Here is a 23,342-nt window from a genome sequence, read left to right as displayed (position 1 = left end):
CGGTGCTCCTCGCTGTGGTGTCGCGCTGTGCCGCGGTGGTGGATCAGATGGGGGCCGGGACGGTCGGAGGGCCGGTGCGGGCCGGTCATGCCGCCTCCGTCCGGTCCGCCGCCATCCCCGCCGCGTCCAGCAGGGCGGTGCCGACGATGAGATCGGCGCCGCCGAACTCGGGGTCGTCCAGCTCGGTGCCGTCGTCGACGGCGAACAGCAGCTTCGGCTCCCCCTGCCGGTAGGCGGTGCCGACCGGCGGGCTGGCCGCGTGGACGGCCAGCAGCGCGACGAGGTACGGCAGTTCGGCGTCGCGGGCGCGGGCGTCGGCCAGCAGCCCCGAGAGCCGGCGCGGGGCGTCGTGCGGCAGGTCGAGCAGTTCCATCGCCGCGGCGAGCTGCTCCTCGCTGAAGCGGCTGTCGTCCGGGGTGGCGATCAGGTCGGGCTCCGGCATCTCGGCGCCCAGGTGCTCCCGCTCCACCGGCGGGGTGAGCAGTATGTCGACGAGGTCGCCGACCCGGACGGAGACGGGGGTGCGCAGCCCGGTGCCGCGGGCGAAGAAGGCGTCGGTGACGCGGAGCGCGCTCTCCACGGGCAACGGCAGCACGGGGGCGACGAGATGGCCGTACAGGTCGAGGCCGGAGGTGGTCAGGGGGGTGGCGAAGGCCTGCCGGTCCTGTTCGGCGCGGAAGAGCGGGCCGGCCTCCAGGAGGCGGGACTGGAGCTGGGTGTGCCGGCGGATGCAGTCCTTGACGATGTCGACCAGCTCGGCGGCGCGGCGCTTGTGCTCGGCGTCCTCGGTCTCGTCGCGGGCCTTGCGGATGTTGGTGAGGATCGCGTTCTCGTGCCGGTACCGGTCGGCGACGTGGTCCAGGGCTTCGGCGATCATGTCGGGGACGGCGCTGAGCCAGTCGACCGCGCGGACGTTGCGCCGGGTGGCGTCCAGGGCGCGGCGCAGGGTCTCCGAGTACTGGACGGTCCGGTACCGGGCCTGTTCGGCGGCGAGCTGTGCGTCGGCGAGGCGGCCGCGGTTGATCAGCACCTCCAGCTTGACCTCGGCGGCGATCTGGGCGCTGGTGACGTCGGTGTCCAGGGCACCGACGAGGACGTTGACCGCTTCGTCGGTGGTGCGCAGGTAGACGGTGCCGCCGGGGCCGGGGACCTCTTCGAGCAGTTTGAAGTCGTAGTCGCGGCGGACGTAGGTGCCGTCGGGCCCGAAGGTGCCGTACACCGCGCGGAAGCCGCGGTCGACGCTGCCGACGTTGATCAGGTTCTCCAGGACCCAGCGGGCCACCCGCTCGTGCTCGGCGGCGGGGCGGTGCGGGGCCTGGGCGGCGACGCGCGGGATCAGCCTGGCCACTATCTGGTCGTGGTCGGCGCCGGTGTCGAAGTCCATGTTCAGCGTGACGAGGTCGATGGCGGCGAGGGCGACCTCCGCCATGCCGTACACCGAGTACTCGCCGGCGAGGTTGGCCTTGCGTGCGTCGAGGTCGTGCAGCGGCGCCGTGCAGGCGAGCGCGCGCAGCCGCCGCGCCAGCCCCTCGTCGGCGGCCGGGCCCGGGGCGGGGCGCGGCCCCGCGCTGAGCTGGGGCGGAACGCTGTCCGTCGATGCAGGCGAAGTCACGGTGCACAGACTAGGTCCTCGGTCCGACATCGGCCCAAACGACGCAGATGGGCCCCTGGGCGATGGGCGACACGGTGTCCGGCCGCCGTACGGCCCTGGCCTTAAGGCCTACCCCTCGTCGCCGACCCGACGCAGGTAGACCTCCACGACGCGCTTGAGCGAGTTCTCGAGGTAGACCGCCAGCAGTCGCGCCGCCGCCTCCCGCTCGCCGCTCTCCAGCGTCGAGAGGATCTCCGCGTTCCGGGCAATGTACGGCTCGTGCAGGCGCCGGGGGTCGTCCACGACGTGGAAGGCGAGGCGCAGTTCGGCGAAGACGCTGCGCATCAGTTCGTCGGTGCGTTCGCTGCCGGCGAGGGCCACCAGTTCCCGGTGGAAGTGGATGTTGGCCGTACCCACGCCTTTCCAGTCACCTTCGCGGGCCGACCGCCGCCCGTCCTCGACGGCATCGGCGAGCCCGTCCAGCGGGTACGGCGGCTCGCCGAGGCCGCGGACGACGGCGCACTCCACGAGGGAGCGGGTGCGGTAGATGTCCTCGACGTCCTCGACGGTGAGGACCCGGACGAAGACGCCGCGGTTCAGCTCGTGGACCAGGAGCCGTTCGTGTGTGAGCAGGCGGAACGACTCGCGCAGGGTGTTGCGGGAGACGCCGAGGGCGCCGCCGATGCTGTCCTCGGACAAGCGGGTCCCGGGCGGGAAGTAGCCCTCGGCTATCCGGCTCCTGAGGATGTCCGAGACGCGCTCGGCGGTGCTGGTGCGCCCGAGGAGGGCGCGGTCGTCGGCCAGTCCCGTCAACTGCTCTGCCATGCCCGGAATTCAATCGCAGATACCAGAACGAAACAACAGGGGTATTGAGGGATCGTTGAACGATCCCCTACGGTGCCCCAAGTACGTCGCTGTACCGCTCGACCAGCACCCTCCGTCCTCCCACTGCGAGGTGCACCATGAGCACTCCCCCTCCCCCACGGACCCTCTCCTCCGGCACTCGCCCCCCGGGCACGGCCGAACACCCCACGGAAGAGGGTCCGTTCGGCTGGCTGCGCGCCCTCGGCCCGCGGGGCCGCCGCGCCTTCGGCGGCGCGTTCGGCGGCTACGCCCTCGATTCCTACGACTACTTCACGCTGCCCCTGACCATGGTGGCGCTGGCCGCGTACTTCGGTCTGGACAGCGGCCAGACCGGGCTGCTCACCACGGTCACGCTGGTCGTCTCGGCGATCGGCGGCGCGCTCGCGGGTGTGCTGGCGGACCGCGTCGGCCGGGTCAGGGCGCTGCTGCTCACCGTGATCACCTACGCCGTGTTCACGGTGGCCTGCGGCTTCGCGCCCAACTACGAGACGCTGCTCGTCTTCCGCGCCCTCCAGGGCCTCGGCTTCGGCGGCGAGTGGGCGGTCGGCGCCATCCTGGTCGCCGAGTACGCGAGCCCCGGGCACCGCGGGCGCACGCTGGGTGCGATCCAGAGCTCCTGGGCCGTGGGCTGGGCACTCGCGGTGGTCGTGTACACGCTGGTCTTCTCGCTGGCCGGGGACGACCTGGCCTGGCGTGTCATGTTCTGGACGGGTGCACTGCCCGCGCTGCTCGTGGTGTGGGTGCGGCGCAGCGTCCAGGACGCGCCGCGCGCCGCCGAGGTCCGGGAGAGGGGAGCCGGCAAGGGTTCGTTCGCGGCGATCTTCAAGCCGGGCACGGCGGACTCACCGGGGCTGTTGCGCGTCACGCTCTTCGCGAGTCTGCTGTCCACCGGCGTCCAGGGCGGCTACTACACCCTCGCCACCTGGGTGCCGACGTACCTGAAGGACGAGCGCGACCTGTCGGTCGTCGGCACCGGCGGCTACCTGACGTTCCTCATCTCGGGCGCCTTCCTGGGCTACCTCACCGGCGGTGTGCTCACCGACGTGCTGGGCCGCAGGCGCAACATCTGGCTCTTCGCGCTGCTGTCGGCGGTCTGCATCCTGGCGTACGCGAACATCCCCCGCGGCGCCGACACCCTGCTCCTGGTGCTCGGTTTCCCGCTCGGCTTCTGCATGTCGGCCATCTTCAGCGGGTTCGGTTCGTATCTGAGCGAGCTGTACCCCACGGCGGTGCGGGGCGCGGGCCAGGGCTTCACGTACAACACCGGACGCGCCGTGGGCGCCGTCTTCCCCACCACGGTCGGCTTCCTCGCCGACAGCTGGGGCGTGGGCGGCGCGCTGGTCTTCGGCGCCATCGGCTACGGCATCGCGGCGCTGGCCCTGCTGGGGCTGCCGGAGACCCGCGGAAAGGAACTGGCATGAACCGTCCGCACTCCGCGACCGGGGACCGGCCGCTCGCCCTCGTCGACGAGCACGCGCACGCGTGGAGCCCGAAGACGGCCCGCGCCCGCTTCCGGAAGGGGCTGACCGGCCCCACGGCCGGGGTCGCCGCCGGCCACACCCAGGCCAACCTGATCTCGGTGCCCGCCGACTGGGCCTACGACATGCTGCTGTTCTGCACCCGCAACCCGCAGCCCTGCCCGGTGCTCGACGTCACCGACGCCGGGTCCTGGACCACGGTGCTCGCCGACGGCGCCGACCTGCGCACCGATCTGCCGCGCTACCGGGTGTGGCGGGACGGCGAACTGGTGGACGAGCCGTCGGACGTGCGCGAGCACTGGCGGGACGACCTGGTGACGTTCCTGATCGGGTGCAGTTTCACCTTCGAGTGGGCGCTGGCCGCGGCCGGTGTGCCGATCCGTCACGTCGAGCAGGGCCGCAACGTCCCGATGTACGTCACCTCGCGCGCGTGCCGTCCGGCCGGGCGACTGCGCGGGCCGATGGTGGTCTCGATGCGTCCGGTGCCGCCCGCGCACCTGTCGGCGGCGATCCACGAGAGCAGCCTGCTCCCGGCGGTGCACGGCAGCCCCGTGCACTGCGGGGACCCGTCGGCGCTCGGCATCGACGACCTGGACCGGCCCGACTTCGGCGAGGCGGTGGACCGCGAGCCGGACGACATCCCGGTGTTCTGGGCCTGCGGCGTGACTCCGCAGGCGGCGGTCATGGCCTCGCGGCCGCCCTTCGCGCTCACCCACGCGCCGGGGCAGATGTTCCTCACCGACGCCCGCGACGAGCAGTACCGCGTGGCCTGATCCCCGGTGCCACGACACGGCCCGGGCACGGTCTGCGGCAACGGCCGGACCTGCGCGCCCGCGGCCGGGCGAAGCCCTCCAGGGCGCCGATCCGGCAGGCCACCCGCCACCGGCCGACGGCGGCGCGTGGACGGCGGCGGCGGTACACGGCAGCGGGGGCTCATGCCTGTCCGTCGGATCACGCCGCGGGCCCAGGGAACTCGGGCGGGCCCGCGGAGCGGGCGGGACTCACGGCGTCACGGCGCGGCCTCCGGCAGCACGGGAGCCGTCGGCGGCGGCGCCGCGCGAGCACGCGAGCGTCCCGTGAGCGTTGCCCCGCCCATCCGGCGGTCCGGGCCACGGCCACGCCCGGCTGAGCCGCGGTCCGTCCCCCGTTCACCCGGCGCATCCCCGGGTTCGAGCCGCGCGGCCGGCGCGGCTCCCCCGCGCGCCGGGTGCCGGGGCTCTCACACGGCGGGCGCGTCCGGTCCGAAGCGGCTGCGCACCGCCGTCTGGACCTCGTCCTCCTCGGCCGGGTCGGCGGCGAGCCTGCGCAGCCGTTCGACGACGCGGTTGTCGCCGGTCTCGGCATGGCGCGCGGCGATCTCGCGGGTGGTCTCCTCGCAGTCCCACAGGCACTCGATGGCGAAGCCCGCCGCGAAGGACGGATCCGTGGCGGCCAGCGCGCGGGCGGCCCGGCCGCGCAGGTGGGAGGAGGCGGTCTCGCGGTAGATGTGGCGCAGTACGGGCGCGGCGCAGGCGATGCCGAGCCGTCCGGTGCCGTCGACGAGCGTCCACAGGGTCGGCGCGTCGGGGCCTTCGCCGCGTACCGCCTCCCGCAGCGCGGCGAGCACGAGATCGCGGTCCTGGGCGGCGCCCCGGCAGGCGAGGACCCGTCCGGCGGCGGCCCCCAGGGCGTCGGGCCGGTGCACCCAGCCACGGGCCCGGTCGACGGCGGCGAGGCTGCGCATGCGCTCGTACGTGGCGACGGCGGCCTCCACGACAGGGGTCGACCCCGTCGCCAGGGCACCGTCGATCAGGTCGAGGACGTCCGGGTCGTTGCTGTCGGCGAGATAGCGCAGGGCAGTGCAGCGGGCGCCCTCGGTGCCCGACCGCGCGGCCTCGACGATCTCGGGGCGGTCCTCGGGCCCGGCGACGGCCGCGAGGCAGCGGGCGGCCGGCACATGGAGCGGGGTGCCGCGCTCGACGCCCTGCTCGGCCCATTCGAAGACGGCTCGCACGCTCCAGCCGGGGCGCGGCCCGGAGGAGTCCATCTGGCGCTGCCAGCGGTCGAAGCAGCCCGTCTCCTGGGCGGCACGCACGCGCGTGGCGATCGATTCCCGGGGGTCCTCGGCCCACAGGCGCCAGGGCCTGGGTTCGAAGGCGTCCCGCACCGCGGCGGCCAGCTCGGCCTCGCCCACGGCGTCGCGCGGGAAGCGGGCCAGGACGGGCGCGGCGAGGGCGCGCAGCCCCGCGTCGTCGTCGCGCAGGGCCAGCTCGTCCAGGGCCCACGCCCAGTTGACGCCGTGGGCGGCGTACCGGCGCAGCAGCTGGAGCGCGTCCAGCCTGCCGTAGGAGGCGAGGTGGCCGAGGACCGCGAGGGCCAGCCCGGTGCGCGACTCGTCGGCGTCCAGGACGTCCTCGGGGTCGAAGAGGTGGGCCTCGATCGCGTCCAGTTCACCGTTCAGGTCGAGGTAGAGGCGGGCGTAGTAGAGGGAGCGGTTCTCGACCTGCCAGTCGTGGCGGGGGTCGTGGAGCACGCAGTGGTTCAGCGCCGCGAGCGCTTCGGCACGGGGCGCGGTGAGCGCGTGCAGCGTGCCGTCGCCGCGACCCCGCTGAAGCAGGCCGAGCAGCGTACCGCTGGGCGCTATGACCGGATCGAACATGGGAAACAGCCTCACATCAAGCGTCGACGCAACCGGGGAGCACGCGTTACCTGGCCGTGCGCCAACACGTCGGAGCGCCCGCCGTCTCTTGCTTGCTGAAGACCATGTTCCTCTGCCTCTCGTCGGTGGCCCTTGCGGGCCGAGTCACGGCCCGCGCGGTGCGGCAACATCTGCCCAGCCATCACGTCCGTGAACCACGTCGTCATGATGGCCCGGCGGTCACATCTGCCGCGACCGAAATTTCGGCGGCCCTGTACCGCCTCCCCCGTTTCCAGTGTTTTCCCTGGTCAGAAAAATGTGGAGCAGGTCCGGACAGGACCCTCTCCACCGCCCCGTCACCGGGCGCCGAACAGCTCCAGCAGGTCCGTCCGGGCGAACATCCGGGCCGTGTCGACGGCCGACGGGGTGCCCGCCGCCGGGTCCGCGCCGGCCTCCAGCAGCGCCTTGGTCACGTCGATCTCACCCTTGAAGGCGGCTCCGGCGAGCGGCGTCTGACCCCGGTCGTTGACACGGTCGGCGTCGGCGCCACGGGTCAGCAGCGCGCGGACCGCGGCGGCGTGGCCGTGGTAGGCGGCGAGCATGACGAGGGAGTCGCCGCGGTCGTTGGTGAGGTCGGCCGGGACACCGGCGTCCACGTACGCCACCAGCTCTTCGGTCCGCCCCTGCCGGGCCAGATCGAAGATCTTGGTCGCCAGCTCCACGACCTCGGGGTCGGGGGCTTCACTCATCGGCCGGACCACCTCTCACTACCTGCGTGACGCTCGTACGGGTCTGACGAACGCCGGGGACTACGGGTACGCACGGCCACGAGCGGTGTGGCCGTGCGGGTGAACCGCCAGGGTACTGGCTCGCAGCACACCCGAGCGGCCCAAGGAGCGCTCCGCCACCTGAGGTAATTCGGTCGAATTTCCCCCATTTGCACCTTTTATCGTACGGATACATGCTGTGAGCCTGGAAGTACTCATGGTGACTGTCCCCGTGAACCAGGAGAACTCACATGATCCTCTCGATCTCAGGCGTGGTCCTGCTCGGCATCGTCGTCTTCATCTTCTTCCGCAAGGACGGCCTCAAGGCCTCGCACGCGCTGGTCGCCGTACTGTTCGGGTTCTATCTCGCGAGTACGGCCATCGCCCCGAGCATCAAGGCGGGCGGCGAGAGCCTCGCGGGCCTCCTCGGCGGCATCAAGTTCTGACGACCCGCTCCCCCCGCCCGACATCCGCACGTACGCACCTCCAGGAGGCAGCAGTGGCCCGGCGGCCCCTCCCCCGCATTCTGAGCAACGGCGGCGCACAGCTCGCCCGGAGCCGGGAGCTGGCCCGGACGGCGGCCGACAGCGCCACCGACGTCCTCCAGCCGCTGATCACGATCGCCCGCGGTCTGCGCCGACTGGCCGCGGCCGGGCGGCGCAGATGGACCGAGACCCCCAGGGACCGGCGCGGCGCGCTGCTGTTCCTGGTGGCCTCGGTGGTCCTGGTCGTGGCGCTCGTGCCCTACGGCCCGCTGCTCGCCGTCATCGTCCTGATGGCGGCGGCAGCCTGGCAGGGCAGGGAACGCACCCCGGCGGCGCCCGAGGGCACCGACGACACCCGGACCAGGCGCCTTCAGTCGCTCTACGAGGCGCTGGTCCCGTACTTCTCCATCGCGGAGGACCCCGACCCCCTCTACGCCCACGGCGGCGGGTGGGAGAAGGCGTTCCCCGCCCACGAGTTCGACGAGGACGGGCGCGTCGCCCACCTGGTGATCCGCTACCCCGCCTACTTCACCGACGGGGAGGCGGAGTCCCGGGCCCGGATCGAGCACCTGCTCACCGCGAAGTCCGGCCGGGGCCGGGAGTACCGCTTCACGTGGGACGAGGAGGCCAACCACCTCTCCGTCGACGTGCTCGCGGCGCTCCCCACCGACATCGCCGCCCAGCGTTTCGTGACGGCGCCCGGCGAGACCGTCCTCGGCTTCACCGACCCGACGCGCGTCCAGCGCACGCTCCCGCTCACCCACGGCGTGGAGCAGCGGGACGTACCGCCGGTCGTCTGGCGCACCGGCATCCGCTCGACCGAGCCCCATCTGCTGGTCCTGGGGCAGCCCGGCACCGGCACGTCCACCCTGCTGCGCTCGGTCGCCCTCCAGGCGCTGCACCACGGCGACCTGCTGATCGTGGACGGCGGAGGCACCGGGGAGTACGCCTGCCTGGTCGGCCGGGACGGCGTCCTGGCCGTGGAGTGCGGCCTCACCGGCGCGCTGACCAGCCTGGAGTGGGCCGCCGCGGAGACGGAGCGGCGGCTGATCGCCGTGAACCGGGCCCGTCAGCAGGGCCTGGCGGCACCGGACGACACCCGGCGGCCCCTGTGGGTCTTCCTGGACCGTCCGACCGCGTTCACGCACCTCGCCGACACGGGCGGGCGCCGCGACCCGCAGACCCTGCTCCAGGTCCCCCTGCGGCACGGCCGGGCGGCGAACGTGACGGTGGTCGTCGCCGACCAGCTCGACGCCCTCGACAGCCTCACCGACGCCGTACGGCAGCACACACGCGCGCGTGTCGTGCTCGGCCCGGCCACCGCGGACGAACTGGCGAACGCGCTGGGCGCTCCCCCGCACACCACTCCGCTCGACCAGGTCCCGCCCGGCCGGGGGTACGCCCGCCTCGGCACCGGCCCGGTGCACCGCCTCCAGGTCCCGGCCACCCCGGACCCCTACGACGACGCGACGAGCGAGGCCCACCGGCAGGCGGTGCTCGACCTGCTCCCCCCGCGCACGACACCGGCGGACGGGGAGCAGGCCCCCCTCCCCCCGGAGGCCGAGGCGGAGGTGGAGGCGGAGGCGAAGGCCGTCTCCATGGAGAAGCAGGGAGCCCCGGTCCGCGTGGTGGCGAGCGAGCCGGAGGCGACCGCGGCGGAGCCGGAGCCGGACCCGGTGACGGCGGAGAAGGCGACGGCCGGGGCGCCGGCCGAACCCGCGCCCGCTGAGACGGTTCCCGCCGACGCGGTCGCGGCGGAGACCTCCTGACTCCCCGGCCGGGACGGCGCACCCCACCGCCCGTCCCGGCCCCGCCGCCTCTCCACCGTCCGTCCGCGTCCCGCCCGGGGCCCCGCGGGCCCCGGCGGCCGCAGCGCCTTCGCCCGGCCGCCCGACGGTCACCGGTGCGACCTGCCCGTGCGCGCCCCAGACGTCCCACCCGCCTCGCGCGCCGGCGGCCTCGGCGTCCCCGACGGGCACGCCGAGGCGGGTGCGGCGCGCGCGCTCGCCACATCGCCGGCCGTTGCCGACTCGGCACGTCGCCACCGTCCCCGGCACGGGCGGGCGAACGAACGGGGGGCTCCGCCCGCCCGGACTTCGCGGGCGGAGGTCCCCCGGCGGCCCCGCCGGACGCGCCCTAGGCCACGAACGTCCGCGGTGCCTCTCCGCCGCCCCCGACGCCGCCGCTCTCCACCAGCCGGGCCGCCGCGGCCAGCCGTACCGCCGCCTCCTCGGCCACCGCGCCGCCGACCGTGAACGGCAGCCGGACGTACCCCTCGAAGGCACCGTCGACCCCGAAGCGCGGCCCGGACGGGACGCGGACGCCCACCCGCTCCCCCGCCTCGGCGAGCCGGGATCCCGACAGGCCCCCCGTGCGCACCCAGAGGGTGAGCCCACCGCGGGGCACCTCGAACTCCCAGTCGGGCAGCTCCCGGCGCACCGCCGCCACCAGCTCGTCCCGGTTCTGCCGGGCCTGCTCGCGGCGCACCGTCACGGCCTGCTCCCAGCCTCCGGTGCTGAACAGCCAGTTCACGGCGAGCTGCTCCAGCACCGGTGTGCCCAGGTCGGCGTAGGCCCGCGCGGCGACCAGGCTGCGGATCACGTCGGGCGCGGCGCGGACCCAGCCGATGCGCATCCCTGCCCAGAAGGCCTTGCTCGCGGAGCCGACGGTGATCACGGTGGAACCGGCCGGGTCGAAGGCGCACACGGGACGCGGCATCTCGACGTCCTCGTCCAGCCACAGCTCGCTCATCGTCTCGTCGGCGACGAGCACCGTCCCCGCCGAGCGGGCCGCGTCGACCAGCCGTCGCCGCTGATCGTCGTCGGCGAGCGCACCGGTGGGGTTGTGGAAGTCGGCGACGACGTAGGCGATCCGGGGCGCGGCGTCGCGCAGCACCTGCCGCCAGCGGTCCACGTCCCAGCCGGTGAGGCCCTCGGCCATCGCGACGGGCACCAGCCTGGCCCCGGCCTCGCGCATCAGCTGGAGGATGTTGGCGTAGGACGGGGACTCCACGGCGATCCGCTCGCCGCGCCCGCCGAAAAGGTGGCAGATGGCGTCGATGGCGCCCATCGCCCCGGTGGTCACCATGATCTGCTCGGGCATGGTGGGGATGCCCCGCGCGGTGTAGCGCTCGGCGATCATCGCGCGCAGCGCGGGCAGTCCGGCCGGGTAGTCGCCGTGGGTGTGCGCGTACGGCGGCAGCTCTTCGAGGGCGCCCTGTACGGCACGGGTGAGCCAGGGCTCGGGTGCGGGCAGCGCCGCGCAGCCCAGGTCGATCACCGAGCCGAGCGCCTCGGGGGGAAGCGGCTCGAGTCCGCGCGCGGGCAGCGGGTTCCCGGCCGGAACCGCGGTCCAGCTGCCCGCCCCCCGCCGGGACTCCAGGAAGCCCTCGGCACGCAGCGCCTCGTAGGCGGCGGCGACGGTGGTCCGGCTGACGGTCAGGGCGAGGGCCAGTTCGCGTTCGGCGGGCAGCCGGGCGGCGACCGGGACGCGGCCCTCCAGCACGAGCAGCCGGATGCCGTCGGCGAGCGCGCGGTAGGCCGGCGGGCGGCGCGTGCCGGGCCCGGCCGGGCGGTCCTGCTGGGAGCCGAGCAGCCGCGCGAGCTGCCCCGCCCCCACGGCCGAGGTCCACTGCGCCATGAAAATCAGTCCACCTTCCCCGAATTGGCCATGGTTGACTCCTCTTCTGAAGCCACAGGGTGTCATGTGGCAGTCCACTACCACCACCCCAGGGGGCACTTCTTGTCCAGGCAGTCCAGGCAGTCGAGGCAATCCGGGCAGTCCGGACGGTCCGGGCGACTCGCGCGGCGGCTGACCCAGCTCTACGGCGGTCTCGTCCTGTACGGAGCGAGTTCGGCGCTGCTGGTCAGGTCCGGGCTCGGCCTCGAACCGTGGAACGTGCTGCACCAGGGCCTGGCGGAGCACACCGGGCTGTCGATGGGCGTGGTGCTGACCGTCGTGGGCGCGGTCGTCCTGCTGCTGTGGATCCCGCTGCGCCAGCGGCCGGGCCTCGGCACCGTCTCCAACGTGCTCGTGATCGGCGCCGCGATGGACGCCACGCTGAGCGTCGTGCCGGACGCCCACGGCTGGACGCTGCGGATCGCCGCGATGGTGGCGGGCATCGTCCTGAACGGCGCGGCGACGGGGCTGTACATCGCCGCGCGCTTCGGCCCCGGCCCCCGGGACGGCCTGATGACGGGGCTCAACCGGCGCACGGGGCTCTCGGTGCGGCTGGTGCGGACCGCCGTCGAGATCACCGTCGTGGTGACGGGCTTCGCGCTCGGCGGCACGGTGGGCCTCGGCACCCTGCTCTACGCCGTGTCGATCGGCCCGCTCGCCCAGGTGTTCCTGCGCGCGTTCGCCGTACCGCCGGCACCGGACGGCAGCACGGTGGTTGCCGCCGGTCAACCCCGGCGCGCGATACTGCGTCGGTGACCACCCCGATACGCCACCCCTACCTCGACCATCCGGGACCCATCGCCTTCGCCCACCGGGGCGGGGCGGCGGACGGCCTGGAGAACACGCTGCGGCAGTTCCGCCGGGCCGTCGGGGCGGGCTACCGGTACATCGAGACGGACGTGCACGCCACGCGGGACGGGAAGCTGGTCGCCTTCCACGACGGGACCCTGGACCGGGTGACGGACGGGGCCGGGCGGATCGCCGACCTGCCGTGGGAGAACGTGCGCCACGCGCGCGTGGCGGGCGAGGAACCGGTGCCGCTCTTCGAGGAGCTCCTGGAGACCTTTCCCGCGGTGCGCTGGAACGTCGACGTGAAGGCGGAGCCCGCCCTGGAGCCGCTCCTGGAGCTGATCGGCCGGCACAACGCCTGGGACCGGATCTGCGTCGGCTCGTTCTCCGAGGCGCGCGTGGTCCGCGCCCAGCGGCTGGCCGGCCCGCGCCTGGCCACCTCGTACGGCACCCGCGGCGTCCTCGGGCTGCGGCTGCGCTCCTGGGGCGTGCCGGTCGCGCCGCGCCGCTCGGCGGTGGCCGCGCAGGTTCCCGAGACGCAGTCGGGCGTCCCGGTGGTGGATCACCGTTTCCTGCGGGCCGCACACGCGCGCGGGCTGCAGGTGCACGTCTGGACGGTGAACGACGCGGACCGCATGCACCGGCTTCTGGACCTGGGAGTGGATGGCATCATGACCGATCACATCGACACACTGCGCAAGGTCATGGAGGACCGCGGCGTCTGGGGATGACCCCGGCCGCATCCCGGGGACGGTGCGCGTTCACGGGGAAGCGAGGGCACGGTGGGCACCGACACCCTGCGGACGGATGCGGCGGACGGGGCCGACCCGGCCGCCGAACGGCGGCGCGAGCAGCGTGGCTGGTACTTCTACGACTGGGCGTGCTCCGTCTACTCGACGAGCGTGCTCACCGTGTTCCTGGGGCCCTATCTCACCTCGGTCGCGGAGTCGGCGGCGGACGCGGACGGGTACGTCCACCCGCTGGGCATACCGGTGCGCGCCGGTTCGTTCTTCGCGTACTCGGTGTCGCTGTCGGTGATCGTGGCGGTGCTGGTGATGCCTCTGGTGGGCGCGGCGGCCGACCGCTCGGGGCGCAAGAAGCCGCTGCTGGCCGCCGCCGCGTACACCGGCGCCGCGGCCACGACCGCCATGTTCTTCCTCGACGGCGACCGCTACCTGCTGGGCGGCCTGCTGTTGGTCGTCGCCAACGCCGCGCAGTCGGTCGCCATGATGCTCTACAACTCCTACCTGCCCCAGATCGCCCCGCCCGAGGAGCGCGACGCGGTCTCCTCCCGCGGCTGGGCCTTCGGCTACGCGGCCGGCTCCCTGGTCCTGGTCGTCAATCTGGTCCTCTACACCGGCCACGACTCCTTCGGGCTGAGCGAGAGCGCGGCGGTCCGCATCTGTCTGGCGTCGGCGGGACTGTGGTGGGGCGCCTTCGCGCTCATTCCGCTCCGGCGGCTGCGCGACCGGCGCGCGGTGGCACGGGAGGCCGCGCTGCCCGGGTTCCGGCAGCTCGCGGCGACCGTCCGCGACATGCGCCGCCGCCCGCTGACGCTGGCCTTCCTGCTGGCGTACCTGGTCTACAACGACGGCATCCAGACGGTGATCTCCCAGGCCTCGGTCTACGGTTCCGAGGAACTGGACCTCGGGCAGTCCACGCTCATCGTGGCGGTGCTGCTGGTCCAGGTGCTGGCGGTGGCGGGCGCGCTGGCGCTCGGCCGGCTGGCCCGGAGGTACGGGGCCAAACGCACGATCCTCGGGTCGCTGGTCGCCTGGACGGTGACCCTGGCGGCCGGGTACTTCCTGCCGGCCGGGGCGCCGGCGTGGTTCTTCGTGCTGGCCGCCGGGATCGGGCTCGTCCTGGGCGGCAGCCAGGCCCTGTCCCGCTCCCTGTTCTCCCACCTGGTCCCCCCGGGCAAGGAGGCGGAGTACTTCTCGGCGTACGAGCTGAGCGACCGCGGGATGAGCTGGCTCGGGCCGCTGCTCTTCGGGCTGACCTACCAGCTGACCGGGAGCTACCGGGACGCGATCATCTCGCTGGTGGCCTTCTTCGTTATCGGGTTCGTGCTGCTCGCGCGGGTCCCGGTACGGCGGGCGATCGGCGACGCGGGCAACCCGGTACCCGAAAGGATTTAGCACTCGGCGCGAAAGGGCTGTAGTGTACGCGTTTGGCCTGCCAGGCGTACCGTTACTGCGCGTCAAAGGTGCCGAATCGCTATGTCACATCTGCCAGCAGAGGTGACAAACCGGACGTCGGCGGGTACTGCACTGGTTGCAAGGCTGCGGCTGCGACGGCGACGCAGGGCCCGGATCGGGAGTCGGAACGGGAATCTTTACCGCCGCCCGGACGTTGACCGGATGACGACGACAGCGACACCTGTCCTGTGGGCGACAAGCCCGGGAGGCACGATTCATGAGTGAGCGAGCTCTTCGCGGCACGCGCCTCGTGGTGACCAGCTACGAGACGGACCGCGGCATCGACCTGGCCCCGCGCCAGGCCGTGGAGTACGCATGCGAGAAGGGACATCGATTCGAGATGCCCTTCTCGGTCGAGGCGGAGATCCCGCCGGAGTGGGAGTGCAAGGTCTGCGGGGCCCAGGCACTCCTGGTTGACGGCGACGGCCCTGAGGAGAAGAAGGCCAAGCCCGCGCGTACGCACTGGGACATGCTGATGGAGCGACGCACCCGCGAGGAACTCGAAGAGGTCCTCGAGGAGCGGCTGGCCGTTCTGCGCTCCGGCGCGATGAACATCGCGGTCCATCCGCGAGACAGCCGCAAGAGTGCGTAGCGGGAAACCGTAGGCGACACAACCGAACAAAAACCGCGGGTGCCGTACATGACTTCATGTACGGCACCCGCGGTTTTGTCGTGCCGTGCCCGGCCCGCAGGCTCAGTGCGTCAGCGGGGGGCGCGGGTCCTGCGGGGCGTCGTCCGGGTCGTCCCGTATGACCTCGCCCTGGACGACCTTGCCGTCCGGGTGCTGCATCCGGGCCTGGCGGAAGGCGTCGCCGAGGGTACCGGGCCCGGCGTCGCGGAGCTTGCGCTCCACCGTCCGCTGGGCGTAGCGGCTGACGCCCTTCTGCACCGGGGGCAGCAGCATGAGCAGGCCGAGCACGTCCGAGATCGGACCGGGCAGGATCAGGAGCAGCCCGCCCAGCATCATCAGGCCGTTGCCCTCGCTGTTGGGGCGTGCCTCGGGCGGCACGCCCGCCCGCATGGCCGACTGCTGCTGGTTGAGCGTCTCGGTGAGATTGCGGAAGGCCCGGCGGCCCGCCGCCTTGATGACCATGGAGCCGAGGACGACACCGGCGACCAGGAGCAGGAAGACCATGAAACCGCTGGTCGCCCCCGCGATCACGGTCAGCAGCCAGATCTCCAGCACGAGCCAGGCGGCGGCGCCCAGCGGCAGGAACGTGCGCAGCCGGGAGCGCGGAGGCCGGGCGGGGGACCTGGGGGTCTGAGCGCCAGTCGTCATACTCCCAGTGTGCCTGGCCCCGGCTCAGTGCCGCATAAGAGGGCGGTCAGGCCTTGGCGTCGGACGCCTTCGCCGACTCGTCGAGGGAGTCCGTCGACCTGTCGCTCGAGGCCGTCCGCCCGTCGGTCCCGCTCGAGGCCGTCTGCCCGTCGGCCGCCGTGCCGGACCGCCTGTCGCGGCCGAGCACCTTGCCGACCCTCTCCCCCACGCCCCACGTGGTGACCCGCCACAGGGCCTCCACCAGGATGTCGCGGCTCATCTTGGAGTCGCCGAGTTCCCGCTCCACGAACGTGATCGGCACCTCCACGACGTGATAGCCGGCCTTGATCGCCCGGCGGGCGAGGTCGACCTGGAAGCAGTACCCCTGGGAGGCGACCTCCTCGAGGCCGAGCCCCTCCAGGGTCTCGCGGCGGAAGGCGCGGTAGCCGCCGGTGATGTCGCGCAGCGGCAGGTCGAGCGCGATTCTCGAGTACATGCTGCCGCCACGCGAGATGATCTCGCGGGACTTGGGCCAGTTGACCACCCGGCCGCCGGGCACCCAGCGCGAGCCGAGGACGAGGTCGGCGCCCTTGAGGGCGGTCAGCAGACGGGGCAGTTCCTCGGGCTGGTGGGAGCCGTCGGCGTCCATCTCGATCAGCACGCCGTAGCCGTGCTCCAGGCCCCAGCGGAAGCCGGCGAGGTAGGCGGCGCCCAGCCCTTCCTTGCCCTTGCGGTGCATGACCTGGACGTGGTCGTCCGCGGCCGCCAGTTCGTCGGCGAGCTTGCCGGTGCCGTCGGGGCTGTTGTCGTCGGCCACGAGCACGTGTGCCTCGGGGACGGCCTCGCGCACACGCGTGACGATCGCCTTGATGTTCTCCGCCTCGTTGTAGGTCGGGATGATCACCAGGGCCGTGCCCAGCGGGCCGAACCGCCTCTCCCGCGCCGCAGCCGCGGGCGTCCCGTCGCCGTCGTTCACCACTGCCCCTTCGTGTCCGTCCACAGAGGACCACCATAATCGCCGCGGCCTGCGCCGACGCGACAGGACGGCCGTACGGTGGTGTCGTTTTCCCGGAACCGGGGTAGGGATGGCCGATTCAGGCCGTTTGTGCGACGGATGGGGGCCCGGCGCCCTTCGGGCCGGCCCGGGACCCGCCGGCTGCGGATCGGCCCAGGCCGTTGTCTACTGAGCGCCCGGGCCCCACCCGGGTCACACCTCCCGACCGGCCGGAACGTTCCCTCGTCGCGGTGCGGGCACTGAGCCTGGCTCCCAGTGGCGGTGCCCCGGTGCGGCACACCGTCCCTGACTCAGCGGCGCCGCGACGCGTGTGCGGAAGGTTCCCCGGTCGGGCGTCCGGTGGTGGACCCGGCCGAACCTACCGGCCCCCCGCCGTCGCCTGTCAACAGTCGTTCCACCTGCACCTTTGATGTCAATGCGCAGGTCAGCGCGGAGGAGACGCAGGTCGCGGCCGCGCGAAGATCATCGCCCCGTCGGCCGTGGAGATCACTCGCCCGGCCGTACGAAGACCGTCCGGCCGCCCACCACGGTACGCAGGCAGACGGGCAGGTCCCGGCCGGGGGTGAGGTCGGGCAGGCCGGGGGTGCCGGAGCGCGGGTCGGTCGACCAGCGGGCCACCCGGTCGTCCGGGGCCTGGACCACGAGTTCGCCGGTACGCCACACGGCGTAGTCCGCGGGCACACCCGGCACCAGGACACCCGCGTCGTCGCGGCCGATCGCCCGCCAGCCGCCCCGCGTGTGCGCCGTGAACGCGGCGCGGACGGAGACCCGGTGCTCCGGGGTGCGGTGGAAGGCGGCGGCCCGGACGGTCCCCCACGGGTCGAGGGGGGTGACCGGGCTGTCGGAGCCGAAGGCGAGCGGCACGCCGGCGCGCAGCAGGGCGGCGAAGGGGTTGAGCGTGCGGGCCCGCTCGGCGCCCAGGCGCCGGGCGTACATGCCGTCCTCGCCGCCCCAGAGCGCGTCGAAGGCGGGCTGGACGGAGGCGGTCAGGCCCAGTTCGGCGAAGGCCGCGACCGTCTCGGGCGTGAGCATCTCGGCGTGCTCGATCCGGTGGCGGGCGGCCCGGACGCGGGCGAGGCCGATCTTGTCGGCAGCGGCGCGCACTCCCTCCACGACGGCGCTCACGGCGGCGTCACCGATGGCGTGGAAGCCCGCCTGAAGGCCCGCCTCGGTGCAGGCGACGACGTGCGCGGCGACGGCGGCGGCGTCCAGGTGGGCGGTGCCGGTGTGGCCGGCGTCGGCGTAGGGCTGGTGCAGGCAGGCCGTGTGGGAGCCGAGGGAGCCGTCGACGAAGAGGTCCCCGGCGGCCCCGACGGCGCCCAGCTCCCGCGCCTTGTCGACGTCCTGCTCGGCCCAGTAGCCGATCACCCGCGGCCCGGGCTCCTTCGCGGACAGGCGCAGCAGGCCGGTCAGGTCGTCCTCGGAGGAGATGTCCGGGCCTGCGCATTCGTGAACGGTTCCGATGCCGAGGGAGGCGGCGTGCGCGAGGGCCGCGCGCTGGGCGCCGGCGCGCTGGGCGGGGGTGACGGCCCCGAGGGCGGCGGCGCGTACGGCGTGGTGGGCGTCGCCGGTGAGCGGGCCGTCCCCGCGCGCGAGGTCACCGGGCGCCAGGTCGAGCAGGGCGGTGGTGACGACGGCCGAGTGGACGTCGATCCGGCTGAGGTAGAGGGGGCGGCCGCCGGTCGCGGCGTCCAGCTCGGCGCGCGCGGGCGGCTGCCCGTCGGGCCAGCGGGCGGCGTCCCAGCCGTGACCGAGGAGCACGCGGTCGTCCGGGCGGGCGGCGGCGAAGTCCCGTACCAGGGCGAGGGCCGCCTCGCGGGTGGGGGCACCGGACAGGTCGAGCCCGGTGAGGGCGAGGCCGGTGGCGGTGGTGTGCACGTGTGCGTCGGTGAACGCCGGGGTGACGAGGGCGCCGTCCAGGTCGATCACCTCGTCGACCCCGTCCGCGAAGGCGTCCGCGGCGCCCTCCGAGCCGACCCAGGCGACCTGGCCGCGTTCGACGACCATGGCCGTCGCGAAGGGGTCGGCGGGACTGTGGACCTCGCCGCGGCGCAGCAGGACGGTCGAGGACGGGGTGGTGGACTCACTCATGGACACCAGTCTCGCCCCTCGCGGGGGCCGCCCGGCAGCCGGGGCTGCCGGGCGTGCGGCCGTGGCCCCGCAGTCCCGCGCGGGCGCCGTCAGATGCGCGGCGGACGGGACTCGTAGGGGGTCGAGAGGACCACGGTGGTGCGGGTCGAGACACCGGCGAGGGAGCGGACCCGGGCGAGCAGTTCCTCCAGCTCGTGCGGGGTGGCCACCCGGACCTTGAGGATGTAGTTCTCGTCGCCCGCGACGCTGTGGCAGGCCTCGATCTCGGGGACCCCGGCGAGGCGGTCCGCGATGTCGTCGGGGGCGCTGGGGTCGAACGGTTTCACCGAGATGAAGGCGGTCATCGGCAGCCCGACGGCCTCCGGGTCGACGACCGCGGCGTAACCGCGGATGACGCCACGCTGCTCCAGCCGCCGCACCCGCTGGTGCACGGCCGACGTGGACAGGCCCGTGGCCTTGCCCAGGTCGGTGTAGCTCATCCGCCCGTCCTTGACGAGCAGCTGCACGATCTGTCGGTCCAGCTCCTCCATGGCGCAAGAACCTACAGTGCCGTTGACCTCCTCGGACACCTGCGCAGTGCGGGTCATGCCCCGTTCGTGATGTGACGGGTCGTCGAACGGTGCCCGGGTGGGGACAAACACACCGCACGGGGCATCTGCGAGCGGCATGTGACGAAGACCACACTGGTTGAACGTTCTCCGTGATGGTCCCGTGATTACCCCGGAGGGGGGACGGGAAGTGCTTGCTGTGGTCGAGGCCGCAGTGCCGTCACGACCCAGCCCGAGGGGGAGAATCCCATGCAGAGTCTTAAGCGCCCTGGTCGTACCACGCCCAAGCGGCAGCAGCCGGTCGTCGAGCCCGTATCGGAGGGCGTCGAACCCGACGCCTTCGACGACGAGGAACTCGACGCCTACGACACCTTCGAGATGTACCGGGTGCTCTGCCCGGACTGTGCGCAGCCCATCGCCCTGCTGGCGGACGAGGAGACGCTGCCGGAGCACGCCCTGTGCGCCTCCCCGTGGAACCCGTTCGGGCTCACGGTCTGCGCCGGCACCGGCCGCAGGGCCACCGAGGCGCGTCCCGCGGACGAGTCGTTCCGGCCCCACGAGCAGGACACCGCCCTGCTGTTGACGCTCCCTCGGGGCCTCGACTGGCGGACCCAGCCCTTCTCCCACGTCGGCGGCCCGGGCTCGCGCCCGATGCGGGTGCCGACGATGCGGCGCGAAGCGGCCTGAGGCCCCCGGGCGCCCGGGCGCCCGGTTCGAGGAGCTCGCCCGCCCGTTCCGTCACCCCGCCCGCGCCGCGGCTCGCAGGATGCCGTGGCGCGGGTCGGTGGCGGACGCCCACGAACTCACGCTCGATTGCCTCCGCCGGTGACCTGACCGCACGTCGCCGCGTTGCCGGTGTATGACCCCCACGTACTCGTCGACCGGGAGTCGGCGCCGCGTGTTCGTGCCGGTGCCCGCGGGTCCGGTCCCACCGGCCCCGCAGATCCCGGACCCGCCGATCTACCGTGAGCTGATGCGGACCTGGGCCGACGGCGGCCGCACCCTGCCCGGACGCCACGACCCGGAGTGGGTCAGGCTCGCGGAACCCCCGCGCGGCCTCGGGGACTTCTTCGCCACGGGTGACTTCTTCACCACCGGCGACTTCCGCGGCGGCGGCGACTTCGCCGTCGCCGCCGACCTCAGCGCTCCTCGGGACCCGCGAGGTGACGGGCGATGACCATCCGCTGGATCTGGTTGGTGCCCTCGACGATCTGCAGCACCTTGGCCTCGCGCATGTACCGCTCGGCAGGGAAGTCGGCGGTGTAGCCGTACCCGCCGAGGATCTGCACGGCGTCGGTGGTGACCCGCATGGCCGTGTCGGTGCAGTGCAGTTTGGCCATGGCGGCCTGCTTGGCGAACGGCAGCCCGGCGTCGCGCAGTCGGGCCGCCGTCAGGTACAGGGCACGGCCCGCCTCGATCTGCGTCGCCATGTCGGCGAGCATGAAGCGCAGCCCCTGGAAGTCGGCGATCGGCTTGCCGAACTGCCTGCGCCCGGTCGCGTAGGACAGCGCCTCGTCCAGCGCCGCCTGGGCCACGCCGATCGCGCAGGCGGCGATGCCCAGCCGGCCGGAGTCGAGCGCGGACAGGGCGATCGCGAAGCCCTGCCCCTCGTCGCCGAGCCGGCGGGCGTCGGGGACCCGCACACCGTCGAGGTGGACCTGTGCGGTGGGCGAGCCCTTGAGCCCCATCTTCTTCTCCGGCACCGCGGCGCTCAGCCCCTCGGCGTCGGCGGGCACCAGGAACGCGGTGATGCCGCGCGGTCCGTCCTCGCCCGTGCGCGCCATGACGGTGTAGAAGTCGGCGATGCCGCCGTGCGTGATCCACGCCTTGGTGCCGGTGATCACCCAGTCTCCGCCGCTTTCGCGCACGGCCTTGGTGCGCAGCGAGGCGGCGTCGGAGCCGGAGGCGGGCTCGGAGAGGCTGTAGGCGCCGAGCAGGCCGCCGCCGAGCATCGCCGGCAGGTGCTCGGCCTGCTGCTCCTTGGTGCCGTACGTGGCGAGCGCGTAGGAGGCGAGCGTGTGCACGCTGACGCCGAGGCCGACGGTGAGCCGGGCCGCGGCCAGCTCCTCGAGGACCTGGAGATAGACCTCGTACGGCTGCTCCCCGCCGCCGAACTCGGCGTCGTAGGGCAGGCCGAGGAGGCCCGAGTCGGACAGGAGGGTGAAGACCTCGCGCGGAAAGCGTCCGGTGTCCTCCTCCTCGGCCGCGCTCGGGACGATCTCACGCTGCGCGATGTCGCGAACGAGCGAGATCAGGTCCCGTGCCTCGTCCGTGGGCAGTTGCCGGTCCACCGGCTGCGGGGCGCGGTCGGGCATGGCGACGCTCTCCTCCCTGTCGGGCACATCGGCGGACGTGCGCCTTGGGTGGAGGCGGCTCCGCCGGGTCTTTCGGGCCTGGCCGATGCTCGCACTCCCGGGTCGCGGAAGCGGCTGACCAGCGGCTGTGCGCTGTGAGTATGCCCGATCGGAGGCACGGAGTCACCAGTTAACGACCGCTTACTCAAAGAATTCCGGGAATGCCTTCGACCGGGCCGGCGGGCGCCGCGATTCCGGCTTCGGAACCCAAGAATGGTCCGAACCATTGACCACACTGGTCTAGTCCTCCTACGGTGACGGACCGAGCGCATTACCGCGTTCATGCCAATCGGCGCGCGTTTCCCTCATCCCCCCACGAGGAGACACCCGATGCACGTCCCGCACCTCCCCCGCGTCCGCCCCATCCGGACGCTGTTCTCCGCCCTGTGCACCGTCGCCCTCGGCGCCGGTCTGCTGGCCGGGGCCGGCCCCGCCACGGCCACCGCCGCGCAGGCCGAGGCACCCGCCGCGCAGGCCGCGCCCGGGTCCAAGGTCGTCGGCTACTTCACCGAATGGGGCGTCTACGACCGCAACTACCACGTCAAGAACATCGAGTCGTCGGGCTCCGCCGACAAACTCACCCACATCAACTACTCGTTCGGCAACGTCACCGGCGGCAAGTGCGCCATGGGCGACGCCTACGCGGCGACCGACCGGGCCTACACCGCCGCCGACTCCGTCGACGGCGTCGCCGACACCTGGGACCAGCCGCTGCGGGGCAACTTCAACCAGCTGCTCAAGCTGAAGCAGAAGCACCCCGACCTGAAGATCCTCTGGTCGTTCGGCGGCTGGACCTGGTCCGGCGGCTTCGCGCAGGCCGCGCAGAACCCGGAGGCGTTCGCGCAGTCCTGCTACGACCTGGTCGAGAACTCCAAGTGGGCCGACGTCTTCGACGGCATCGACATCGACTGGGAGTACCCGAACGCCTGCGGCCTCAGCTGCGACACCAGCGGCCGCGACGCCTTCCCGAAGCTGATGGGCGCCCTGCGCGCCAAGTTCGGCCAGGACTACCTGGTCACCGCGGCGATCACGGCCGACGCCACGGCCGGCGGCAAGATCGACGCGGCGGACTACGCCGGGGCCGCGCAGTACGTCGACTGGTACAACCCGATGACGTACGACTTCTTCGGCGCCTGGGACGCCACCGGGCCGACCGCTCCGCACTCGCCGCTGACCTCGTACTCCGGCATTCCGAAGGAGGACTACCACACCTCGGCGACGATCGCGAAGCTCAAGGGGCTCGGCGTCCCGTCCTCGAAGCTCCTGCTCGGCCTCGGCTTCTACGGCCGCGGCTGGACCGGTGTCACCCAGGCGGACCCGGGCGGCACCGCGACCGGCCCGGCGAAGGGCACGTACGAGAACGGCATCGAGGACTACAAGGTGCTCAAGACCAGCTGCCCCGCGACCGGCACGGTGGGCGGCACCGCGTACGCCAAGTGCGGCAGCGACTGGTGGAGTTACGACACGCCGCAGACCATCGCCACCAAGATGGCGTACAAGAACGAGCAAGGTCTCGGCGGCACCTTCTTCTGGGAGCTGAGCGGCGACACCGCGAACGGCGAGCTGATCAGGGCGATCGACTGAACCACCTGGCGCGTACGGGGGGCGA

21 protein-coding genes are annotated in these 23,342 nt (G+C 73.1%); 11 read left to right on the top strand and 10 right to left on the bottom strand.

Going from position 1 to position 23,342, the window contains the following annotated elements; translation table 11 throughout:
* Positions 1-85: 85 nt before the first annotated feature.
* Positions 86-1,612, bottom strand: a complete 1,527-nt coding sequence (locus R2E43_RS31395; RefSeq protein WP_003977417.1) for a hypothetical protein — start codon at positions 1,610-1,612, stop codon at positions 86-88.
* 108 nt (positions 1,613-1,720) lie between these two features.
* Positions 1,721-2,416 carry a GntR family transcriptional regulator gene (locus R2E43_RS31390; RefSeq protein WP_003977416.1) on the bottom strand — a complete coding sequence of 232 codons (696 nt, stop codon included), beginning with the start codon at positions 2,414-2,416 and terminating at the stop codon, positions 1,721-1,723.
* A 137-nt stretch (positions 2,417-2,553) separates the two neighbouring features.
* Here R2E43_RS31390 and R2E43_RS31385 point away from each other — a divergent pair, with 137 nt between their 5' ends.
* Both R2E43_RS31385 and R2E43_RS31380 read left to right on the top strand, forming a co-directional pair.
* On the top strand, positions 2,554-3,876 hold the full coding sequence (locus R2E43_RS31385; RefSeq protein WP_003977415.1) for an MFS transporter: 1,323 nt from the start codon (positions 2,554-2,556) through the stop codon (positions 3,874-3,876).
* Positions 3,873-4,706 (top strand): putative hydro-lyase, encoded by an 834-nt coding sequence (locus R2E43_RS31380; protein ID WP_030866955.1) that lies wholly within the window; start codon positions 3,873-3,875, stop codon positions 4,704-4,706. The genes R2E43_RS31385 and R2E43_RS31380 overlap by 4 nt, the downstream gene beginning before the upstream one ends.
* A gap of 446 nt (positions 4,707-5,152) precedes the next feature.
* Here R2E43_RS31380 and R2E43_RS31375 read toward each other — a convergent pair whose 3' ends face one another.
* The gene (locus R2E43_RS31375; RefSeq protein ID WP_332056762.1) at positions 5,153-6,571 is read right to left on the bottom strand and encodes a HEAT repeat domain-containing protein; all 1,419 of its coding nucleotides are present in this window, start codon (positions 6,569-6,571) and stop codon (positions 5,153-5,155) included.
* Positions 6,572-6,906: 335 nt separating this feature from the next.
* Complete coding sequence (locus tag R2E43_RS31370; RefSeq protein WP_016325767.1) at positions 6,907-7,299, bottom strand: ankyrin repeat domain-containing protein; 393 nt, start codon at positions 7,297-7,299, stop codon at positions 6,907-6,909.
* A gap of 269 nt (positions 7,300-7,568) precedes the next feature.
* Here R2E43_RS31370 and R2E43_RS31365 point away from each other — a divergent pair, with 269 nt between their 5' ends.
* Together R2E43_RS31365 and R2E43_RS31360 are read left to right on the top strand one after the other, a co-directional pair.
* A complete protein-coding gene (locus R2E43_RS31365; protein WP_003977410.1) occupies positions 7,569-7,763 on the top strand; it encodes a hypothetical protein in 195 nt (64 codons plus the stop codon).
* Between the two features lie 53 nt (positions 7,764-7,816).
* Positions 7,817-9,571 carry a hypothetical protein gene (locus tag R2E43_RS31360; protein WP_319711306.1) on the top strand — a complete coding sequence of 585 codons (1,755 nt, stop codon included), beginning with the start codon at positions 7,817-7,819 and terminating at the stop codon, positions 9,569-9,571.
* A gap of 367 nt (positions 9,572-9,938) precedes the next feature.
* Here the strand turns inward: R2E43_RS31360 and R2E43_RS31355 are convergent, their stop codons facing one another.
* Positions 9,939-11,441, bottom strand: a complete 1,503-nt coding sequence (locus R2E43_RS31355; RefSeq protein WP_003977408.1) for an SCO1417 family PLP biosynthesis transcription factor — start codon at positions 11,439-11,441, stop codon at positions 9,939-9,941.
* Between the two features lie 102 nt (positions 11,442-11,543).
* Between R2E43_RS31355 and yczE the strand changes: the two genes are divergently transcribed.
* From yczE to R2E43_RS31335, 4 genes are all read left to right on the top strand, one after another.
* Positions 11,544-12,236: a membrane protein YczE gene (gene yczE / locus R2E43_RS31350; RefSeq protein WP_030866963.1), complete on the top strand. Its 693-nt coding sequence runs from the start codon at positions 11,544-11,546 to the stop codon at positions 12,234-12,236.
* Positions 12,233-13,000, top strand: a complete 768-nt coding sequence (locus R2E43_RS31345; protein ID WP_030866965.1) for a glycerophosphodiester phosphodiesterase — start codon at positions 12,233-12,235, stop codon at positions 12,998-13,000. The genes yczE and R2E43_RS31345 overlap by 4 nt, the downstream gene beginning before the upstream one ends.
* 51 nt (positions 13,001-13,051) lie before the next feature.
* Positions 13,052-14,407, top strand: a complete 1,356-nt coding sequence (locus R2E43_RS31340) for an MFS transporter (protein WP_210984468.1) — start codon at positions 13,052-13,054, stop codon at positions 14,405-14,407.
* A 277-nt stretch (positions 14,408-14,684) separates the two neighbouring features.
* Positions 14,685-15,059 carry an RNA polymerase-binding protein RbpA gene (locus R2E43_RS31335; RefSeq protein WP_003977404.1) on the top strand — a complete coding sequence of 125 codons (375 nt, stop codon included), beginning with the start codon at positions 14,685-14,687 and terminating at the stop codon, positions 15,057-15,059.
* Positions 15,060-15,161: 102 nt separating this feature from the next.
* On the opposite strand, the gene fxsA is transcribed toward R2E43_RS31335, so the two are convergent.
* The 4 genes from fxsA to R2E43_RS31315 all read right to left on the bottom strand — a co-directional run bounded on the left by fxsA (position 15,162) and on the right by R2E43_RS31315 (position 19,361).
* Entirely contained in the window at positions 15,162-15,746 is a 585-nt protein-coding gene (gene fxsA / locus R2E43_RS31330; RefSeq protein WP_193485757.1) for an FxsA family membrane protein, read from the bottom strand.
* Positions 15,747-15,792: 46 nt separating this feature from the next.
* Positions 15,793-16,701, bottom strand: coding sequence for a polyprenol monophosphomannose synthase (locus R2E43_RS31325; RefSeq protein WP_011027779.1), 909 nt, complete (start codon positions 16,699-16,701; stop codon positions 15,793-15,795).
* Between the two features lie 525 nt (positions 16,702-17,226).
* Entirely contained in the window at positions 17,227-18,831 is a 1,605-nt protein-coding gene (locus tag R2E43_RS31320; protein ID WP_037666826.1) for an amidohydrolase, read from the bottom strand.
* 89 nt (positions 18,832-18,920) lie between these two features.
* Positions 18,921-19,361: an Lrp/AsnC family transcriptional regulator gene (locus R2E43_RS31315; protein WP_019983923.1), complete on the bottom strand. Its 441-nt coding sequence runs from the start codon at positions 19,359-19,361 to the stop codon at positions 18,921-18,923.
* Between the two features lie 267 nt (positions 19,362-19,628).
* On the opposite strand from R2E43_RS31315, the gene R2E43_RS31310 reads away from it, so the two are divergent.
* Positions 19,629-20,066 (top strand): hypothetical protein, encoded by a 438-nt coding sequence (locus tag R2E43_RS31310; RefSeq protein ID WP_003977399.1) that lies wholly within the window; start codon positions 19,629-19,631, stop codon positions 20,064-20,066.
* A 172-nt stretch (positions 20,067-20,238) separates the two neighbouring features.
* Positions 20,239-20,556: a hypothetical protein gene (locus tag R2E43_RS31305; RefSeq protein ID WP_003977398.1), complete on the top strand. Its 318-nt coding sequence runs from the start codon at positions 20,239-20,241 to the stop codon at positions 20,554-20,556.
* Here the strand turns inward: R2E43_RS31305 and R2E43_RS31300 are convergent.
* The gene (locus R2E43_RS31300) at positions 20,519-21,694 is read right to left on the bottom strand and encodes an acyl-CoA dehydrogenase family protein (protein ID WP_003977397.1); all 1,176 of its coding nucleotides are present in this window, start codon (positions 21,692-21,694) and stop codon (positions 20,519-20,521) included. The genes R2E43_RS31305 and R2E43_RS31300 overlap by 38 nt on opposite strands.
* A gap of 369 nt (positions 21,695-22,063) precedes the next feature.
* On the opposite strand from R2E43_RS31300, the gene R2E43_RS31295 reads away from it, so the two are divergent.
* A complete protein-coding gene (locus R2E43_RS31295; RefSeq protein WP_136209164.1) occupies positions 22,064-23,317 on the top strand; it encodes a glycoside hydrolase family 18 protein in 1,254 nt (417 codons plus the stop codon).
* The last annotated feature ends 25 nt before the right edge of the window (positions 23,318-23,342 follow it).

Origin of the sequence: Streptomyces violaceoruber (genome assembly GCF_033406955.1) — a bacterium.
GTDB lineage: Bacteria > Actinomycetota > Actinomycetes > Streptomycetales > Streptomycetaceae > Streptomyces > Streptomyces violaceoruber.
The sequence above is the reverse complement of the archived record's forward strand: the minus strand, read 5'-3'. Positions and strand labels throughout refer to the sequence as shown.

Excerpts from the sequence above, each read along its gene's own strand:
- R2E43_RS31390 (WP_003977416.1), bottom strand. The coding sequence starts at position 2,416 with ATGGCAGAGCAGTTGACGGGACTGGCCGACGACCGCGCCCTCCTCGGG.
- R2E43_RS31385 (WP_003977415.1), top strand. The coding sequence starts at position 2,554 with ATGAGCACTCCCCCTCCCCCACGGACCCTCTCCTCCGGCACTCGCCCC.
- R2E43_RS31380 (WP_030866955.1), top strand. The coding sequence starts at position 3,873 with ATGAACCGTCCGCACTCCGCGACCGGGGACCGGCCGCTCGCCCTCGTC.
- R2E43_RS31375 (WP_332056762.1), bottom strand. The coding sequence starts at position 6,571 with ATGTTCGATCCGGTCATAGCGCCCAGCGGTACGCTGCTCGGCCTGCTT.
- R2E43_RS31370 (WP_016325767.1), bottom strand. The coding sequence starts at position 7,299 with ATGAGTGAAGCCCCCGACCCCGAGGTCGTGGAGCTGGCGACCAAGATC.
- R2E43_RS31365 (WP_003977410.1), top strand. The coding sequence starts at position 7,569 with ATGATCCTCTCGATCTCAGGCGTGGTCCTGCTCGGCATCGTCGTCTTC.
- R2E43_RS31355 (WP_003977408.1), bottom strand. The coding sequence starts at position 11,441 with ATGGCGCAGTGGACCTCGGCCGTGGGGGCGGGGCAGCTCGCGCGGCTG.
- R2E43_RS31335 (WP_003977404.1), top strand. The coding sequence starts at position 14,685 with ATGAGTGAGCGAGCTCTTCGCGGCACGCGCCTCGTGGTGACCAGCTAC.
- fxsA (WP_193485757.1), bottom strand. The coding sequence starts at position 15,746 with ATGACGACTGGCGCTCAGACCCCCAGGTCCCCCGCCCGGCCTCCGCGC.
- R2E43_RS31320 (WP_037666826.1), bottom strand. The coding sequence starts at position 18,831 with ATGAGTGAGTCCACCACCCCGTCCTCGACCGTCCTGCTGCGCCGCGGC.
- R2E43_RS31315 (WP_019983923.1), bottom strand. The coding sequence starts at position 19,361 with ATGGAGGAGCTGGACCGACAGATCGTGCAGCTGCTCGTCAAGGACGGG.
- R2E43_RS31310 (WP_003977399.1), top strand. The coding sequence starts at position 19,629 with ATGCAGAGTCTTAAGCGCCCTGGTCGTACCACGCCCAAGCGGCAGCAG.
- R2E43_RS31305 (WP_003977398.1), top strand. The coding sequence starts at position 20,239 with ATGACCCCCACGTACTCGTCGACCGGGAGTCGGCGCCGCGTGTTCGTG.
- R2E43_RS31300 (WP_003977397.1), bottom strand. The coding sequence starts at position 21,694 with ATGCCCGACCGCGCCCCGCAGCCGGTGGACCGGCAACTGCCCACGGAC.
- R2E43_RS31295 (WP_136209164.1), top strand. The coding sequence starts at position 22,064 with ATGCACGTCCCGCACCTCCCCCGCGTCCGCCCCATCCGGACGCTGTTC.